We start from the raw sequence: 16,754 nt of genomic DNA on the forward strand, positions 1-16,754 counted from the left end.
GGCGGCGCTCCTAGCAGAATCCGGGAACGGTATCCCAGGCGCGGCCCGCGTCCGGGGCGTCGTCGCGCTCCACCGTGGCCTCGATCAGACCGTAGGGACGATCCGCGACGTAGAAGACCTCACCGGGGTTGTCCAGTCCGAACGGCTCGAGGTCGACGAGGAAGTGATGGATGTTGGGCATCGAGAACTTGATCTCGCCGATCTCCGGGTGCGCTTCGAGAACCTGCTTACCCATCTGGAACAGGCTCTGCTGCAATGCAAGAGAGTGAGTGGAGGCGAAAGCGTCGAGCATGATGGAGCGGACGTCGTCGAAGGTCTTGTCGAAGTCCAGCTCGGTGGTGAGGTATCGCCAGCGGGCGCTGACCGACGTCGCCAGTATCCGGTCCGTGGTCTCCTTCAGTGTGGTGTACCGGTCCTTCGGGTAGCCCCAGAACTCGGAGGCCGTCGAATTGAGCACCACGAGGTCGCTGATTCCGGAGACGATGGAGATGTTCTCGCCGTCGACCGTGACGATCGTGTTCCGCTTCTCGTCGCCGGCCTTGACGAAAGAGTGATCGTAGCCGTCCTCACCGTTCGCGATCCGCGACCACTGGTACTGCTCGACCTCCCATCGGCCACCGGTGATCCAGTCGAAGCTGTCGGTGAAGTGCGCACCGAGACGGAGGGCGAAGTTCTCGATTGCCCCGATGCCGTCCCGCGCGAAGGCGTACACGGTGTTCTTCTGGGTGTCGGTCGCGACGACGTGGGCGTTGTCGCCCTCGGTGTGGACGGCCTCGAGGTCGCCGCGCAGCTGCGAGGTGACGCTGACGTCGGTGATGCGGTGGCGAGGAGTCTCGCGGTCGATGCGGACGAGTCTGCATTCGGCTTTGCCGTACTGGTTTGCTCCGAGCACGATGGACATGGGTTCTAGCTCCCTCGATAGGTGGTGAAAGCGAACGGGCTCAACAGAAGTGGTATGTGGTAGTGCTGGTCGGGTGCGGTGATCTCGAAGGTGACGACGACCTCGGGGTGGAAACATTCGGTGTGCTGGGCCGCGAAGTACGCGCCGGTTGCGAAGGTGAGGCGGTAGATGCCCGGTTCGAGTTCTGTCGGCCCGAGCGCTCCGACCCGGCCCTGCTCGTCGGTGACGGCGTCGGCAACCGGGGTGCCGTGGTGATCGGCGAGCACGATCGAGACACCCTGCGCAGGAACGCCTCTCGCCGCATCGAGTACGTGAGCGGTCACATGGCTCCTCGGGTCAGGCATCGCCGAGACTTCCTGTCGCTCTGATCTCGGCGATCTCCCGCAGTTCGTGTTCGACGACGGTGGCCTCGGTCTCGGGGTCGTTGCCGAGCCTGCTCTGCAGAGCGTCGAGAACCGCTCGGGCATCCCGGCCGGCGGCCCTGATCAGAAAGACCCGCCCGAATCGGTTCTCGTAGGCCAGATTCCCCGCTCGTAGCCGCTGTTCCACACTAGCGTCGGAGATGTCGACGCCGGATTGTTCGGTACTCGCGTGCCGAGCGCTGGCGTCGTCGCCCTCCGGTCGTTCGCCGATGCGGGGATGTACCGCGAGTGCGCGGTGCACTTCGTCGGCGGTCAGCGGCGCGGCGGCATGGGCAATGACTCTGCGTAGGGCCCGGGTGTCGGTGAACGGCCGGGCGCTCAGAACTCCCTCGACCCAGCGAGGCACGTCGAGGCAGAGCGAGAGCGTGCGTGCCGCGTCGGCGTCGGAGGCCGCGTTCAGCTCGACGACGGCTTCGTCTGTGTCGGATTCCGCAATACGAAATGATGATTCCACCAAACGAGCGTGACACCGATCACATCCAGTGTCAAGGGTGGATCTGGACCTATTCGATTCGAGCCGTCGAGCGTTGCTGCACTGCGGCATTCGGCGCTTCACGCGGACGGTCCGGGCGTACGGGTCTTGACAGATCCACGTGGCGCACGCCACACTCGAATCACAAAACGGAATCGTTATTCCGCAATACGGACTTTGTGTCCGGACCGTTCGAGCCCGAGAGGAACGACTTCATGACGGAGCTTTTCTGCAACGGTGGTGCTATGCGCGGCGGCAGCCTGCACCACAACGTCTCGTCCCACCCGTTCGTGGGGACAGTGCGCACCACCCCGAACTACCGCTTCTTCTCGGTACGGGACGAATTCCCGGCGCTGCTGCTCGATCACACCGCCGGCGCGGCCATCGAAGGCGAGCTGTACGACATTCCGCTCGACGACATCCGCAAGTCCTTCCTGCCGGACGAACCGCCGGAGCTCGAACTCACCGTGGTCGCGCTCGAGGACGGGCGCTCGGTCCTGGGCGTCGGCCTCCGGCCCGGGGTGCTCGACGCGCAGCCGGACGAACTGACCGACATCACCTACGCAGGCAGCTGGCGCAGGTACCGCGGCCTGCCGCAACCTCAGAACTGAAAGGCACTGTGCATGAACACCTTCACTGATTCTCGACTCCAGTACACCGTCAACTGTTCCATTCTCTTCACCGACGTCCCTCTGCTCGATCGACCGCAGCGCGCGCGAGACGCCGGCTTCGACGCCGTCGAATTCTGGTGGCCGTTCTCGGGCCCGGTGCCGTCGGACGGCGACGTCTCCGCGTTCGTGTCCTCCATTCGCGACGCCGGGGTGCAGCTGACCGGACTGAACTTCGCTGCCGGCGACATGCCCGCAGGCGATCGTGGGATTCTGTCCGATCCAGCGCAGGTGCAGGCCTTCCGAGACAACATCGACGCCACCGTCGGAATCGGCGAACAACTCGGCACCAGAGCGTTCAACGCCCTGTACGGAAACCGCATCGACGGCGTCGATCCGCTCGACCAGGACGAGGTCGCGATCGAGAACCTGGCCGCCGCCGGGAAGGCCGCGGCGAGAATCGGTGCGGTCGTGCTGATCGAACCCGTGAGCGGCGCGCCCGCCTACCCGTTGAAGTCCGCTGCCGGAGCCGTCGCCACCATCCGACGCGTGGCCCGTGAGCAGGACGTACACAATTTGCGCCTGCTGGCCGACCTGTACCACCTCGCCGTCAACGGAGACGACGTTCCCGCAGCGCTCGAGGCCCACCACGACCTCATCGGGCACGTGCAGATCGCCGATTCCCCCGGCCGCGGAGAACCGGGCACCGGATCGCTCGACCTCGGCGGACAGCTCGCCGGCCTCGCCGAACGGGGTTACGACGGCTACGTCGGACTCGAATACAAGGCCACTCGCCAGGACACGTTCGACTGGCTAGAGCTGGCTCTTTCCACCGGCACCACTACCAAGTAGGGATTGATATGAGCACCATTGCATTCATCGGCCTCGGAATCATGGGCAGTCCCATGTCCGTTCATCTCGCCAAGGCGGGCCACCAGGTGGTCGGCTACAACCTGACCCCCGATCGCACGGGTCCTCTGCTCGAGGCAGGCGGCACTGCTGCCGATTCGATCGCCAAGGCCGTCCACGACGCCGACGTCATCGCGATCATGGTCCCCGACTCCCCCGATGTGCAGGACGTCCTGTCCGGTGAGGGCGGTGTGTTCGACAATGCTCGACGCGACGCGCTGATCATCGACTTCTCGAGCATCCGTCCCGACGTCACCGCCACGTTGGCTGCCGACGCAACTGCGCGCGGCTTCCGCATCCTCGATGCCCCGGTCTCCGGTGGCCAGGCCGGTGCCGAGAACGCGACGTTGTCGATCATGGTCGGTGGCAGCGCGGACGACTTCGCCACGGCCAAGCCGATTCTCGACGTCGTCGGCAAAACCGTCGTCCATGTGGGTCCAAGCGGATCCGGCCAGACCGTCAAGGCGGCCAACCAGTTGATCGTGGCCGGCAACATTCAGGTGCTCGCCGAGGCGATCGCATTCCTCGAGGCCTACGGCGTCGATCTGGCTGCGTCGGTTGAGGTGCTCGGCGGTGGCCTCGCCGGTTCGGCGGTGCTGAACCAGAAGGCCCAGAAGATGCTCGACCGGTCGTTCGAGCCCGGGTTCCGCATCGACCTGCACCACAAGGACCTCGGCATCGTCACCTCGGCAGCGCGCGAGGCGGGGGTCGTGATCCCGATGGGCGCAGTGCTGGCGCAGCTGATGGCCTCCGCCCGAGCCAACGGTGATGGCGGCCTGGATCATTCGGCACTGTACCGCGGCGTCGCTCGGCTCTCCGGTAAGGACAACTGACATGGCCAGGATGCGCGCGGCCGATGCCGCAGTGAAGATCCTCGAACTCGAAGGTGCGACAACCGCATTCGGTCTCCCCGGTGCAGCCATCAATCCCTTCTATGCGGCGATGCGCGATCACGGTGGGATCCGCCACGTGCTGGCCCGCCACGTCGAGGGTGCCTCACACATGGCGGAGGGGTTCACCCGGGCGGCACCGGGCAACATCGGAATCTGCATCGGTACCTCCGGCCCAGCCGGAACCGACATGATCACCGGGCTGTATTCGGCCATGGCAGACTCGATTCCGATCCTCGCCATCACCGGCCAGGCCCCGGTCGCGCGGCTGCACAAGGAGGACTTCCAGGCCGTCGACATCGCATCGATCGCCGCACCGGTGACCAAGATGGCGATGACCGTGCTCGAACCGGCGCAGGTTCCCGGTGCGTTCGCGCAGGCATTCCACCTGATGCGTTCCGGCCGTCCCGGACCGGTGCTGATCGACCTGCCCATCGACGTGCAGCTCGCCGAGATCGACTTCGATCCAGAGACGTACCAGTCGTTGCCCGTACACAAGCCCGTCGCCTCACGTGCTCAGGCCGAGAAGGCCATCGACATGCTCCTGGCTGCCGAGCGCCCGTTGATCGTGGCCGGCGGCGGCATCATCAACGCCGATGCCTCGGACCTGCTCGTCCAGCTCGCCGAGATTCTCGACGTCCCGGTGATCCCGACACTGATGGGCTGGGGCACCATCCCCGACGATCACCGTCTCGCTGCAGGCATGGTCGGTTTGCAGACCGCGCACCGGTACGGCAACGCGACCATGTTGGCCTCGGACTTCGTGCTCGGCATCGGAAACCGTTGGGCCAACCGGCATACCGGCGGCCTGGAGACCTACCGCAAGGGCCGCAAGTTCGTCCACGTCGACATCGAGCCGACCCAGATCGGACGCGTCTTCGCACCGGACTACGGCATCATCTCCGACGCCAAGGCCGCACTCGAGCAGTTCGTGGCCGTCGCCGAGGAGCGCCGTGCAGCAGGCACGCTGCGTGATCTCTCGGGCTGGGTCGAGGACTGTGCGACCCGAAAGCGCACGATGCACCGCCGCACTCACTTCGACAACGTGCCGATCAAGCCGCAGCGCGTGTACGAGGAGATGAACAAGGTCTTCGACCGCGACACCCGGTACATCAGCACGATCGGGCTCTCGCAGATCGCAGGCGGTCAGTTCCTCCACGTCTACTCCCCTCGCAATTGGATCAACTGCGGGCAGGCCGGCCCGCTCGGCTGGACCATTCCCGCGGCGCTCGGGGCGGTGGCCGCCGATCCCAAGGCGAATGTCGTTGCACTGTCCGGAGATTACGACTTCCAGTTCATGATCGAAGAACTGGCCGTCGGTGCCCAGTTCAATCTGCCGTACGTGCACGTGGTGGTGAACAACTCGTACCTCGGGCTGATCCGACAGGCGCAGCGTGCCTTCGACATGGACTTCTGCGTGCAACTGGGATTCGACAACATCAACCACCAGGACGTCTTGGACGCTCAGCCCGGCATCCCCAAGGGCTATGGCGTCGACCACGTGCAGGTGGCAGAAGGGCTGGGCTGCAAAGCGCTTCGCGTCACCGAGCCCGACCTGATCGGCGAGACGCTGGTGCGGGCTCGAACTCTGGCCAACGAGCACAAGGTTCCCGTCGTCGTGGAGATCATCCTCGAGCGGGTCACCAACATCTCGATGGGCACCGAGATCGACAACGTCGGTGAATTCGAGGAACTGGCCAACACCTCGGCGGACGCACCCACCGCGTTGCTTCTGCTGGACTAGAGATGACGCGAATTCTGCTCGCTCCGGACAAGTTCAAGGGCTCGCTGTCGGCGGCGGATGTCGCCCGGGCACTGGCATCGGGAATGCTCTCGGTCGATTCGTCGCTCGAGACGGTGTGCCTGCCCGTCGCCGATGGCGGTGACGGCACCGTCGATGCTGCCGTCACCGCCGGGTGGGACCGAATGGCAGTGACCTGCTCGGGGCCGACCGGTGAAAAGGTGAACACGTCCTACGCTCGCCGGGGCGATACCGCCGTCGTCGAACTGGCATCGGCCGTCGGGCTCGAGCTTCTGCCCGATGGACGGCCGGATGCGCTGGGAGCCAGCACGTTCGGCCTCGGTACCGTCATCGCAGACGCCCTGGAGGCGGGTGCCGAACGTATCGTCGTCGGCCTCGGAGGCAGTGCATCCACCGACGGCGGGGCCGGAATGCTGTCGGCACTGGGTGCACGGATCCTCGATGCCGACGGCAACGACGTCGCGCTCGGCGGCGGTGCGTTGCGCGGCGCGGTGCACCTGGATCTGTCCGGGATCTTGCCGTCGGCTCGCAACGCGGTGTTCGAGCTGGCGTGCGACGTCGACAATCCGTTGCTCGGTGCCACCGGAGCCGCAGCGGTTTACGGACCGCAGAAGGGTGCAGGGCCGCAGGAGCTGCTGTATCTGGAACACGGGATGCGGCAGTGGGCGCATCTCGTGCGCAACGCAATCGGACGTGATGTGAGCGGGCTGGCCGGAACCGGAGCGGCAGGTGGCACTGCGTTCGGGGCCATCGCCGTACTCGGTGCTGCGGCCAAGCCGGGTATCGAGACGGTGCTCGAACTGATCGACTTCGGTAGCGCTCTGGCCTCGGCCGATCTGGTCGTCACCGGTGAGGGCTCGCTCGACGAGCAGAGCTTGCACGGCAAGGCACCGATCGGTGTCGCGCACGCTGCACGTGCAGCCGGTGTTCCGGTGATCACCGTGGCTGGACGCAGCGTCGTCGGCTTGGATCGACTGCGCCCCTACGGAATCACCGCCTCATATGCACTCGCCGACCTGGAGCCGGACCCTCGAATTTCGATGCGTGATGCGGCCAGGTTGTTGCACGAGGTGGGCCGAACCTTGGCCACCACACACATTTTGGAAGGAACTTCATGACCGGAACCGATTTCACCACGCTGACCGATCTGGCTTCTCGGGCGCTCGGCGGCAGCGTGTCCGCAGCGAACGACGAGTTGTTCGCCCAGCGCGAGAACCTGATCAAGCCCGATGCTCCGCTGTTCGATCCCGAGGACTTCGGCCACAAGGGAAAGGTGTACGACGGGTGGGAGACTCGTCGTCGCCGCGACGAAGGCGGTCACGACTGGGCAATCGTGCGACTGGGGGCACCGGGCATCGTGCACGGCGTTGTCGTCGACACCGCTCACTTCACCGGCAACTACCCGCCGTTCGTATCCGTCGAGGCGGCGTCGATCGAGGGCTATCCGTCCATGGAGGATGTGCTGAAGGCAGATTGGCACACCATTGTCGACAAGTCTCCTGCAGTCGGAGACACCGCGAACAGGTACGAGGTGGCCGATCGGCACCGGTGGACGCATGTGCGTCTGTCGATCTACCCCGACGGTGGCGTTGCCCGGTTCCGTGTGCATGGTCAGGTGGTGCAGGATCCGCGGTTCCTCGCAGGCACCGTCGACCTGCTGGCCGCGGAGAACGGCGCTCGGCTCACCGACTGCTCCGACGCGTTCTACTCCTCGCCGGCCAACATCATCCTGCCCGGGCGGGCCCGCAACATGGGCGAAGGCTGGGAGAACTCTCGACGACGCAACGGCGGCAACGACTTCGCAGTATTTGCTCTCGCATCGCCCGGTGCCCCGCGACACGTGGAGGTCGATACCAGCTATTACGTGGGTAACGCACCGGGGTGGATTCGGCTCAGCGCCATCGATTCTCGTCGCCGACACGTCACGGATCCCACGGCGTGGACCGAGATTCTGCCCCGCACCGCCGTCCAGCCGGACACCCGCCATCGCTTCCTGTTGAACGAGGCCGACGCGTACACGCACCTGCGGCTGGACGTGTACCCCGATGGCGGACTGTCCCGATTGCGGCTGTTCGGTGAACTCGACGCCGAAGCCCTCGATGCGGCCGACATCGCGTGGAAGTCCTCGGAGCTTCAAAGTGTCTCCAGTGCAGTCTGATCTGGTTGTTCGCGCGTCGCGGGCGGTGATCGGTGGCCGGGAGGTGGCGGCATCGATCTCGGTGCTGGACGGCCGCATTATTGCGATCGACTCTCTGGACGCGCACGTGTCTGGGGCCGTGATGGTCGAGCTCGGGCCGGATGAGGTGCTGCTGCCGGGTTTGGTGGACACCCACGTGCACGTCAACGAGCCGGGGCGCACCGAGTGGGAGGGTTTTGCCAGCGCCACCCGAGCCGCCGCTGCAGGTGGGATCACGACCATTGTCGATATGCCGCTCAACAGCATTCCCCCGACAGTGGACGTCGCGGCGTTGGAGACCAAGCGGCGGGTGGCTGCGGATCAGTCGGTCGTCAATGTCGGGTTCTGGGGCGGGGCGGTGCCAGGAAACGTGGATCAGCTGCGACCACTGCACGATGCGGGAGTGTTCGGGTTCAAGTGCTTCCTGCTCGCGTCCGGTGTGGACGAGTTTCCGCCGCTGACTATCCCGGAACTCGAGAAGGCTCTGATCGAGATCGCGTCGTTCGACGGGTTGATGATCGTGCATGCGGAGAACGCCGAGGTCATTGCTGAGGCTCCGACGGCGGCGGGCCGTGAGTACTCGGGGTTCCTCGAGTCGCGTCCGCGTGCGGCAGAGAACCGGGCCATCGAGCAGGTGATCGAGTTGTCTCGACAGACGGGGTGTCGGGTGCACATTCTGCATCTGTCGAGTGCTGATGCGTTGCCGATGATTGCGGCGGCGAAGCGGGACGGGGTGCGGGTGACTGTCGAGACCTGCCCGCATTACCTGTGTTTCGATGCGGAAGCAGTACCGGCGGGGGCGACGCAGTTCAAATGTTGCCCGCCGATCCGCGAGGCCGGAAACCGAGAGTTGTTGTGGCAGGGACTGCTCGACGGCACGATCGACACCATCGTCACCGACCACTCCCCTTGTACGCCGGATCTGAAGAGGTTCGACACTGGAGACTTCGGTGATGCGTGGGGCGGTATCGCGTCGCTGCAGGTGTCGCTGGCTGCGGTGTGGACGGAGGCGCGTGCCCGTGGGTTCGCACTGACCGACATCGTCCGGTGGATGGCCACCAATACTGCCGACCAAGTAGGTATGGCAGACCGAGGCCGTATCGAGATCGGCTGCGCGGCAGACTTGGTGGCGTTTGCGCCGGAGGACATGTTCACCGTGGACGTGACGCAGCTGTACCACCGTAACCCGGTGACTGCGTACGACCGGCTGGGCTTGTCGGGTGTGGTGCGACGGTCGTGGATCGCGGGGTCGGAATCCTCGACCGGGCGCTTGTTGGCGCGCGCCTAGAACGGCGGTGCTGCCGTGTCGTCTGTCTCCTGCTCCTGGTTGTCGGGTGGGTTGGGGTAGGCGATGATGCCGGATCGTTTCGGTTTGGTGGGGATGTGTGGTCTGAGGTCGTTGGCGGCGATGGGTACTGCCGTGCCGTTGGCGGGCAGGGTGATTCGTGTGGTCTTCGATGTCGATGTCCACAGGATCGCTCCGCCGGGGAGCATGACGGCTTTCCAGTAGCCGGCGGTTTTGACGGAGTGGTGGTATTCGCAGAGGCATTGGAGGTTGTTGACTGTGGTCCAGCCGCCGCCGAGGGGGTTGGTGTGGTCGAAGGGGATCACGTGGTCGAGTTGGCAGCGTGCGGCGGGGCGGTGGCAGCCGGGGAAGCGGCAGTGTTTGTCGCGGTGGCGGACGGCTGCGGTGGTGAGGGCGTCGGGGCGGTAGATCAGGGCGCGGTCGGTGAGTGGGTCGCGGGCGACGGATTTTCCGAGGGTGGGGTCGGCGGCGATGGCGGCTTCGAGTGCGGCGGCGAGGGAGGCGGTGCCGATGTAGAGGCCATTGGCTGTACAGCCGGTGCGGTTGTCGGGCCGGATTGTCGAGCGTAGGTCCAGTGCCCTCATGTTGTGGGCGGGATGTCTGATGGCGTCCAGGTCGAGGGCAGAGCTGTGCCGTGTGCCTTTGCCGACGGGAGTGTGGGTGCAGAACAACGCGGCGGCGGAGGTCAACGATTGCAGGCGGCGCGGAGGTCGATCCTCGGTTTCGGCACCCGCACCGGGGTGTGTACTCGATGCCGGACTACCGATCGATGTCGGCTCGGATCCACTGATAGTTTCCTCGTCACTGCCGATGTCGTGGTTGCTGGTGGTATCGGATGGTGCAGTGGGAGTATGGGTTTCGCTCGAATCTTGCGCTGGATCAGCGGTCGGCGTCTGTTGGGCATCTTTCGACGAAGTCGGTGCGGGTGCTGGTGACGCAACTGGCTCTGGGCCGTTCGCCTGCGGCGGCTCCGGTAGCGGCTTGGTGATAGCCGCCGAAGCGGTTGTTGCTGCGTGCTTGGGGGCTGGGTCTGAGCCTGGGGTGGTAGCTGCTGCCGGGTCGGTCGCGGGCCCGGTGGTAGGCGCGGGATTGTCGACCTGATCGACGTTATCTTCTGCCGGCGAGCTCTGTTCGGGTGCAGGAGAACTGGGCCCGGTTGGTTCCGACGCCGAAGCTGTCTCCGCACTCGAATCAGCCGTCGATGCATTCTGTGCACCTGCACCTGCACCTGCACCTGCGTTCGCGTCCGTGGGTGTCTCAGCAGTCGTGTCGGTGCTCGCAGAGGCATCCGCATCCGAATCCGGTACCGCCCCTGCCGCCGTGCCCGGAACGGTGCCCGCTGACGTGTCGGTGTCCGTACCCGCTGCCGTTGCCGTGTCGTTTTCTGTTGCAGGCTCGGTCTTTTCACTGTTGGGGATTCGTTCCCATTCCCCGGTTTCCGGGTTCTGCACGGCCAGTCCGAGTTTCTCGGCGAGGGTCACTGCTTCGGTGAGCAGGACCTGCCACTGACTGTTGCGTGCCAATTCCCGCGCGAGGTCCGGGTCGATGGAACCATGACCGGCCAGATACGCAGGGTTGGCGAGGAGGCCGATGAGGGTGGCGATGTCGACGGTGATCATCGTCAACGGCACCCGCCGATCCGGCAACACCGCATCCTTCTTCGAGCAATCCTCCCGTTGGCACAGGCACGCGAGTCGGGGTTCGCCGTGCATGCGGGCCATGAACGCATCGCACAAGCGTTCCTTCTTCCCGCGCGGATCCTTCGGGCAGAGGGTGTCGGCCATTTCTTCGAGGAGTTGCCATGCGGCGGCGGCTTCGGGTGCGGTCAACTCCGCCCGGATGCGGGCGAGTTCCCCGGCAGGACTGTAGGTGACGGTGCGGAACTTCTTCGCGAACTCCCGCAATGCGGCTGCTTCCTCGGGTGCGACGCGCACCAGGATGTCCCAGATCTCCTTCTCGAGCGGACCCGGCGATGAGCGCCGGGCCGCTTCGACGATCTCGTCCTCGACCTTCTTCACGATGTCGTCGCTCAGGTTGTCGAGGATCCGGCATACCGTCCGTACCCGTGGGAGGTCGACCTCACCGGTCTCGAACGCGGCCTTGAGTAGCGGGAGCCGGGTGTGCAAAGCGACACCGACGGAAACCCACGATTCGGCGACCGTCGCCGAACATCCCAATGCGACTGCCATTTCGGTGCGTCCGTATCGGCTGTAATGCTTGTGCTTGGTGTCGAGGGTGATCCAACTCCGATGCACGTCGTAGCAGGCGGAGATCTTGCGGGCCGCCTGCCGATTCTCCTCACGCGCGGCCGCGGTCAACGCCTCCAGTGACACAGCTGGCAGTGCACCCATCTTTCACCCCCCGGTGACCCGAAACAAGAACGCCTGTTCGAACTTAAAGAAGACTAACCCGGGCCACCGACAAGAACGGTCGCGCGCAGATCGGCGGCTGCTGACCAGACAAATTCACTCCTCACCGAACCGTCTGGTTGACCATGAGGCACTGCGCCGGGATTGGCGAAGCGAGTAGAAGCTTCACGGCGTCGCTGATCGTGATCTGTCGCGCAACGATATCGACGCGGCAACCAAGGCAATGGAGCAGATGCCCGCGATGAGAACGAAAGCACCCACAAGGCCGATGCGTTCGGCGAGGAAGCCCACGAGCGGGGGTCCGCCGAGATACGCGCCGTATCCGATCGCGCTCACGCGCGCGGTGGATACTGCCGCACCAACGCGACTTCGGCGGCTTGCTTCGGTGATGAGTAACGGGAACAACGGCCCGAGGGCGATGCCGGCGCATCCCATCACCGCAACGGCACCCCATGGTTCTGGCTGCAGCAACAGTCCCAGAAGTACGGCCGCTGACACCACCGCTGCCGCGCATCGGAGAGTGACGGCAGCACCGAGCCGATCGACGATCAGATCGCCGAAGGAACGCGAGAAGAACATGGCGGTGCTGAACACCACCACTGCAGCGGCTCCGACGGCGGTACCGCCGCCGAAATCCCGCGAGACCAACAGGGCAGACCAATCGGTGATCATGCCTTCGATCAGCAGCGCGGCAACGGCCATCACTCCGATCGTTGCAGGGATCGCCAGCACACGGCCAAATCGACTGTGGCTGGAAACTATTGGACTGTCACGCGTCACAGCGTCGTGGTCGATGGGCGCACGATGTCTCGCCGACGTTGGCAGAAAACATGACGCGGCAAAAGCCAGGACCAATAGACAGGCGCTGACCGCCACGAAGTGTTCGAGCACGGTGACCTCGAGTATCGAGGCCAGAGCGCCCGACGCTGCACCCGCGAGGACTCCCAAGCTGTAGCCGCCGTGCAGGCGCGAGAGAATGCTCGCTCCGATGCGGTCCTGATAGTCGATCGCAGCCGTATTCATCGCAACGTCCAAGCACCCGCTGACGGCCCCCAGCACAGCCAACGCACCGCCGAGTGCCCATACGTTGGGTGCACACGCGATCAACGGCAGCGCACCGCTGAAGGCGATGGACGTAATGGTGCACACCGACCGTGCCGACACGGTCCGAAGCAGGCGCGCGGTACCTAACAACGCCGGAACGGAACCAACGGCGACGCCGAGCAATGCATAGCCGACCTGGCCATCGGAGAGGTGAAGTTCGGACGTGACCTGTGGAATTCGCGGTGCCCAGCTTGCCAGAACAGCACCGTTCACGAAGAACACGACCCATAGCGCCGCCGACGAGCGGCGGATACCAGAGAAAAACCACACGGCGGCCTCGCGGTCGCCCTGTCGGAATCAGGTGCCTACACCCCCGGACGAGCAGGAGTGCTACGGCGTCGTTCATCGACACCCGAAGCAAACCACGGCATGCGAAAGACGTCAACAGCCGCCAGTTGTCCACATGTGGTGGGTATTTGGGTGAGGCCAATCGCTTGTAGACCTATGCGTACCTGGCGTGCTCCAGCCGGGTCGGCGTCGTGGTGAATCGGACCCGCAGTTCGTGTCAGTGACAGAGCACTACCCGCGTCGAAGCGATACGAACTCCGCCGCGATTGCGAGGGCAGCGCTCGCAGGCTGTACAGACCACGTAGTGGTACGTTCCCTGCGAACGCGTCTGCGGAAGCGGCGGAACTCATCGTCTCTTTGTCGGGCGTTGGTGGCATCATCGCGGCATGCCTCTAGTTGGGAGGTCTTGACAGTGGACGATCGGACGATTCCGTCTGGATCTGATCAACCGCCACGAGAGTCGCCATTCTTGTTGGCCCTCGGCATGGCTGTGATCATGACGTGGGCTTCGGCGGTGACAGCAACGCTGATCTACGCGCTCCTTGGTGAAACCGGATACCCGCTGTCGGTACTACTGCTGCTGATGCCGCTGATTCCGTTCTACGCGTGGGTAATACGTAAGGAGAAGACACTGCAAGCCGGACCCGACTGGGATCGGCAGAAAGACAAATTTTTGGCTGTAGTCATCTTCCCGGTTGTGGCTGTGGCCGTCGTGCTGGCGGTACTCGCACCGGTTCCGGTCCTGACGAACGTACTTCCTCTTGGAGGGGCGTTCGGTGTGACCGTTGCCTCGGCGGTCGTGATCGTCATTGCCATCATCGCGCGTGGTCAGTGGCGTTCACGCCGCGAGCAGTAGCTCGCAGATGGGACCGATGTTACTGACCGCGCGATCCACGGGGCCGATATCAGGCGTACTTCGCATCCGCCGCCGCCCCGTCGTGGTGAATCGGACCGGCCGTACGTGTCAGTGGCAGTGCACTACCTCCACGTCGAGCGGCCACGAATTCGGCCGCGATGGCCAGCGCAGTTTCCTCGGGTGTTCTCGCACCCAGGTCGAGGCCGATGGGAGACTTCAAACGCGCCAGCTCCTGCTCCGTCAGTCCCACTTCGCGCAACCGGGCCGCGCGATCGTCATGAGTCCTGCGTGATCCCATAGCCCCGACGAATGCCACCGGCAGTCGCAAAGCCACTTCCAGCAGGGGCACATCGAACTTGGCGTCGTGGGTGAGTACACAGATTACCGTCCGCGAATCGACCGTAGTCCGCGCCAGGTAGCTGTGCGGCCATTCGGTCACCACGTCATCGGCGTCGGGAAACCGTGCAGCCGTTGCAAATACCGGCCGCGCGTCGCACACCGTCACGTGGTAGCCGAGGAACTTGCCCACGCGGGCGAGTGCTCCGGCGTAGTCGATGGCTCCGAAGATCAGTAGCCGTGGCGCAGTGGCGTAGGACTGTACGAACACGTCGAGGTCCGGCCTGCACCGCACCGACCGGATGCCGGTACCGCCGGAGTCCAACATCGCCAACGCCTCGCCGACAACCACGGTGTCGACGTCCGAAAAACCGGTCGTACCCATTGTTGCCGAGGACGAGACTGCGAGCGACTCCCCGGACCCGGAGAGCAACGTCACCGTGGCCACCGCAGCATCCGACGCGATGGCCGCGAGCACGGACCGCGGAGGACCGAGGCGTACGAAAACCTCGATCACTCCACCGCAGGTCAGACCGACTGCAAAAGCATCGACGTCGCTGTAGCCGAACGACTCTCGCTTGGACTCGCCGGTCTCGAGAACCTGCTGGCACAGCTCGTACACGGCTCCTTCGACGCAGCCGCCGGAGACGCTGCCGACGGCCTCACCGTCGGCGCAGACCGCCATCGCGGCACCCGGAAGCCGTGGAGCACTTCCGGATACCGCGATGACTGTCGCTACCGCGTAGGGAACGCCTGCGTGGTCCCAGGCGGTCAACCGGTCGACGATCTCTTTCACGTTACGAGATTCCCAACGCTTCTTCGATGGGGTGCAGGGCGAAGTAGACCAGGAAGATGCCCGACATCAGGTACAGCAGCCAATGCGTCTGGCGTGCCTTGCCTTTGGCGAGGCGAACGAGGGTGTACGAGATGACGCCTGCCGCGACTCCGACGGTGATCGAGTACGTGAACGGCATCAGCACGATCGTCAGGAAGGCCGGGATCGCGATTTCTGTGTTCTCCCAGTCGATCTTGCGTACGTGCGTCATCATCAGCGCACCGACCAGAACCAGCGCCGGCGCCGCTGCACCGACGGGGACCACTCCGGCCAACGGAGTGAAGAAGATCAGGCTGGTCAACAATCCGCCGGTGACGACGCTGGCGAGACCCGTTCGGGCACCCTCGGTGACGCCGGCCGCAGATTCCACGACGGCGGTGTTGGCGGAACCGTTGATCGCGCCACCGACGATGGCACCGATGCCGTCGACGGTGAGGATGCGGCTCAGGCCGGGCATCCTGCCTTGCTTGTCGACGAGTCCGGCTTCCTCGCCGACTCCGAGGATGGTGCCCATGGCGTCGAAGAAGCCCGAGAGAACGAGAGTGAACAGGACTACCGACGCAGTGACGATTCCGGCCCGAGCGAACCCGCCGAACAGGTCGACGTTGAACAGTAGATCGAATTGTGGTGTGGCGACGATGGAATCGGGCACCTTCGGTACCACGGGACCCCACGCCTCGGGTTCGATGTCGAACACCGAGTTCAAGATGATCGCGAGATTGGTCGCCACGAAGATGCCGATCAGCATCGCGCCCGGCACTCTCCGAACGAACAGCATGATCATCAGGATCAGGCCGACGCAGAAGACGAACACGGGCCAGCCGGCGAGCTTGCCGAACGTGCCGAGGGTTACCGCGGTGGATGCTGCCTCGTGGTGCCCGACGAACCCGGCGTCGACCAGGCCGATGAGCGCGATGAATGCACCGATCCCGACGCCGATCGCCTGCTTGAGTACCAGAGGTATGGCATCCATGATGAGTTGCCGAATGCCGGTGAGAGCGAAGATGACGATGACGACGCCCTCGAGAACCACCAGGCCCATCGCCTGCGGCCAGGTCATGTACGGGGCCGCCTGGAACACCACGATCGGCGTCACGCCGAGGCCGGCCGCCATGGCGAGGGGCGCGTTTCCGACGACGCCCATCAGGATGGTCGTCAGACCGGCGGACAGTGCCACCATGGTCGACAGCTGAGCTGGATCGAGCGTGGCGCCGGTGACATCGCGGGCATCACCGATGATCAGAGGGATGAGAACGATCAGGTAGGCCATGGCCACGAATGTGGTTATGCCACCGCGGATTTCGCGTGAGAGCGTCGAACCGCGGCCGGTGATGTCGAAGAACTTGTCGATCTGGGATCGACCTCGTCCACTTTGGCGAGTGCTGGATGTGCGTACGTCGGTCATGATCGGCCCTCCCAGGGCGTGATCAACCTCGTCGAGCGTGGGGCCGGGCCGACGTGCCGGGGGAGTTGGCGTCGGAGCGGTTGTGCCGGAGAAGGTTTCGTCGAATGGGGTTGGA

At 64.7% G+C, this 16,754-nt stretch carries 15 protein-coding genes; 8 read left to right on the forward strand and 7 right to left on the reverse strand.

Going from position 1 to position 16,754, the window contains the following annotated elements; genetic code table 11:
* Positions 1-10: 10 nt before the first annotated feature.
* From pucL to uraD, 3 genes are read right to left on the reverse strand one after another with little or no spacing between them, the layout of a single operon-like run.
* Positions 11-901: a factor-independent urate hydroxylase gene (gene pucL / locus AB0366_RS15095; protein ID WP_121871500.1), complete on the reverse strand. Its 891-nt coding sequence runs from the start codon at positions 899-901 to the stop codon at positions 11-13.
* Positions 902-906: 5 nt separating this feature from the next.
* A complete protein-coding gene (uraH, locus tag AB0366_RS15100; RefSeq protein ID WP_366244625.1) occupies positions 907-1,245 on the reverse strand; it encodes a hydroxyisourate hydrolase in 339 nt (112 codons plus the stop codon).
* Positions 1,238-1,777: a 2-oxo-4-hydroxy-4-carboxy-5-ureidoimidazoline decarboxylase gene (gene uraD, locus AB0366_RS15105; protein WP_366244626.1), complete on the reverse strand. Its 540-nt coding sequence runs from the start codon at positions 1,775-1,777 to the stop codon at positions 1,238-1,240. The genes uraH and uraD overlap by 8 nt, the downstream gene beginning before the upstream one ends.
* Positions 1,778-2,010: 233 nt before the next feature.
* Here uraD and AB0366_RS15110 point away from each other — a divergent pair, with 233 nt between their 5' ends.
* Genes AB0366_RS15110 through allB form a run of 7 tightly spaced genes read left to right on the forward strand, consistent with a single transcriptional unit; the run spans position 2,011 to position 9,428 of the window.
* Positions 2,011-2,406, forward strand: coding sequence for a gamma-glutamylcyclotransferase (locus tag AB0366_RS15110; RefSeq protein ID WP_121872794.1), 396 nt, complete (start codon positions 2,011-2,013; stop codon positions 2,404-2,406).
* A 12-nt stretch (positions 2,407-2,418) separates the two neighbouring features.
* A complete protein-coding gene (locus tag AB0366_RS15115; protein ID WP_366244628.1) occupies positions 2,419-3,255 on the forward strand; it encodes a TIM barrel protein in 837 nt (278 codons plus the stop codon).
* 8 nt (positions 3,256-3,263) lie between these two features.
* Positions 3,264-4,145 carry a 2-hydroxy-3-oxopropionate reductase gene (locus tag AB0366_RS15120; RefSeq protein ID WP_366244630.1) on the forward strand — a complete coding sequence of 294 codons (882 nt, stop codon included), beginning with the start codon at positions 3,264-3,266 and terminating at the stop codon, positions 4,143-4,145.
* A 1-nt stretch (position 4,146) separates the two neighbouring features.
* Positions 4,147-5,946: a glyoxylate carboligase gene (gene gcl, locus AB0366_RS15125; RefSeq protein WP_366244631.1), complete on the forward strand. Its 1,800-nt coding sequence runs from the start codon at positions 4,147-4,149 to the stop codon at positions 5,944-5,946.
* A gap of 2 nt (positions 5,947-5,948) precedes the next feature.
* Positions 5,949-7,082 (forward strand): glycerate kinase, encoded by a 1,134-nt coding sequence (locus AB0366_RS15130; protein ID WP_366244632.1) that lies wholly within the window; start codon positions 5,949-5,951, stop codon positions 7,080-7,082.
* A complete protein-coding gene (alc, locus tag AB0366_RS15135; RefSeq protein WP_366244634.1) occupies positions 7,079-8,122 on the forward strand; it encodes an allantoicase in 1,044 nt (347 codons plus the stop codon). The genes AB0366_RS15130 and alc overlap by 4 nt, the downstream gene beginning before the upstream one ends.
* Positions 8,064-9,428: an allantoinase AllB gene (gene allB, locus AB0366_RS15140; RefSeq protein ID WP_366244635.1), complete on the forward strand. Its 1,365-nt coding sequence runs from the start codon at positions 8,064-8,066 to the stop codon at positions 9,426-9,428. The genes alc and allB overlap by 59 nt, the downstream gene beginning before the upstream one ends.
* Here the strand turns inward: allB and AB0366_RS15145 are convergent.
* On the reverse strand, positions 9,425-11,797 hold the full coding sequence (locus AB0366_RS15145) for a DUF222 domain-containing protein (protein WP_366244636.1): 2,373 nt from the start codon (positions 11,795-11,797) through the stop codon (positions 9,425-9,427). The genes allB and AB0366_RS15145 overlap by 4 nt on opposite strands.
* A 183-nt stretch (positions 11,798-11,980) precedes the next feature.
* On the reverse strand, positions 11,981-13,189 hold the full coding sequence (locus tag AB0366_RS15150; RefSeq protein WP_366244637.1) for an MFS transporter: 1,209 nt from the start codon (positions 13,187-13,189) through the stop codon (positions 11,981-11,983).
* A 514-nt stretch (positions 13,190-13,703) separates the two neighbouring features.
* Between AB0366_RS15150 and AB0366_RS15155 the strand changes: the two genes are divergently transcribed.
* Positions 13,704-14,063, forward strand: a complete 360-nt coding sequence (locus AB0366_RS15155) for a hypothetical protein (RefSeq protein ID WP_366244638.1) — start codon at positions 13,704-13,706, stop codon at positions 14,061-14,063.
* A gap of 49 nt (positions 14,064-14,112) precedes the next feature.
* Here AB0366_RS15155 and AB0366_RS15160 read toward each other — a convergent pair whose 3' ends face one another.
* Together AB0366_RS15160 and AB0366_RS15165 are read right to left on the reverse strand one after the other, a co-directional pair.
* The gene (locus tag AB0366_RS15160) at positions 14,113-15,195 is read right to left on the reverse strand and encodes an XdhC family protein (RefSeq protein WP_366244639.1); all 1,083 of its coding nucleotides are present in this window, start codon (positions 15,193-15,195) and stop codon (positions 14,113-14,115) included.
* A gap of 1 nt (position 15,196) precedes the next feature.
* Positions 15,197-16,639: an NCS2 family permease gene (locus AB0366_RS15165; protein WP_366244640.1), complete on the reverse strand. Its 1,443-nt coding sequence runs from the start codon at positions 16,637-16,639 to the stop codon at positions 15,197-15,199.
* Positions 16,640-16,754 lie beyond the last annotated feature (115 nt).

Source organism: Rhodococcus sp. NPDC076796 (assembly GCF_040702765.1).
Taxonomy (GTDB): Bacteria; Actinomycetota; Actinomycetes; order Mycobacteriales; family Mycobacteriaceae; genus Rhodococcoides.

Coding starts and splice junctions, on each gene's coding strand:
- allB (WP_366244635.1), top strand. CDS start 8,064: ATGCGGCCGACATCGCGTGGAAGTCCTCGGAGCTTCAAAGTGTCTCCA.
- pucL (WP_121871500.1), bottom strand. CDS start 901: ATGTCCATCGTGCTCGGAGCAAACCAGTACGGCAAAGCCGAATGCAGA.
- uraH (WP_366244625.1), bottom strand. CDS start 1,245: ATGCCTGACCCGAGGAGCCATGTGACCGCTCACGTACTCGATGCGGCG.
- AB0366_RS15165 (WP_366244640.1), bottom strand. CDS start 16,639: ATGACCGACGTACGCACATCCAGCACTCGCCAAAGTGGACGAGGTCGA.
- AB0366_RS15145 (WP_366244636.1), bottom strand. CDS start 11,797: ATGGGTGCACTGCCAGCTGTGTCACTGGAGGCGTTGACCGCGGCCGCG.
- gcl (WP_366244631.1), top strand. CDS start 4,147: ATGGCCAGGATGCGCGCGGCCGATGCCGCAGTGAAGATCCTCGAACTC.
- AB0366_RS15115 (WP_366244628.1), top strand. CDS start 2,419: ATGAACACCTTCACTGATTCTCGACTCCAGTACACCGTCAACTGTTCC.
- AB0366_RS15110 (WP_121872794.1), top strand. CDS start 2,011: ATGACGGAGCTTTTCTGCAACGGTGGTGCTATGCGCGGCGGCAGCCTG.
- alc (WP_366244634.1), top strand. CDS start 7,079: ATGACCGGAACCGATTTCACCACGCTGACCGATCTGGCTTCTCGGGCG.
- AB0366_RS15120 (WP_366244630.1), top strand. CDS start 3,264: ATGAGCACCATTGCATTCATCGGCCTCGGAATCATGGGCAGTCCCATG.
- AB0366_RS15155 (WP_366244638.1), top strand. CDS start 13,704: ATGACGTGGGCTTCGGCGGTGACAGCAACGCTGATCTACGCGCTCCTT.
- AB0366_RS15130 (WP_366244632.1), top strand. CDS start 5,949: ATGACGCGAATTCTGCTCGCTCCGGACAAGTTCAAGGGCTCGCTGTCG.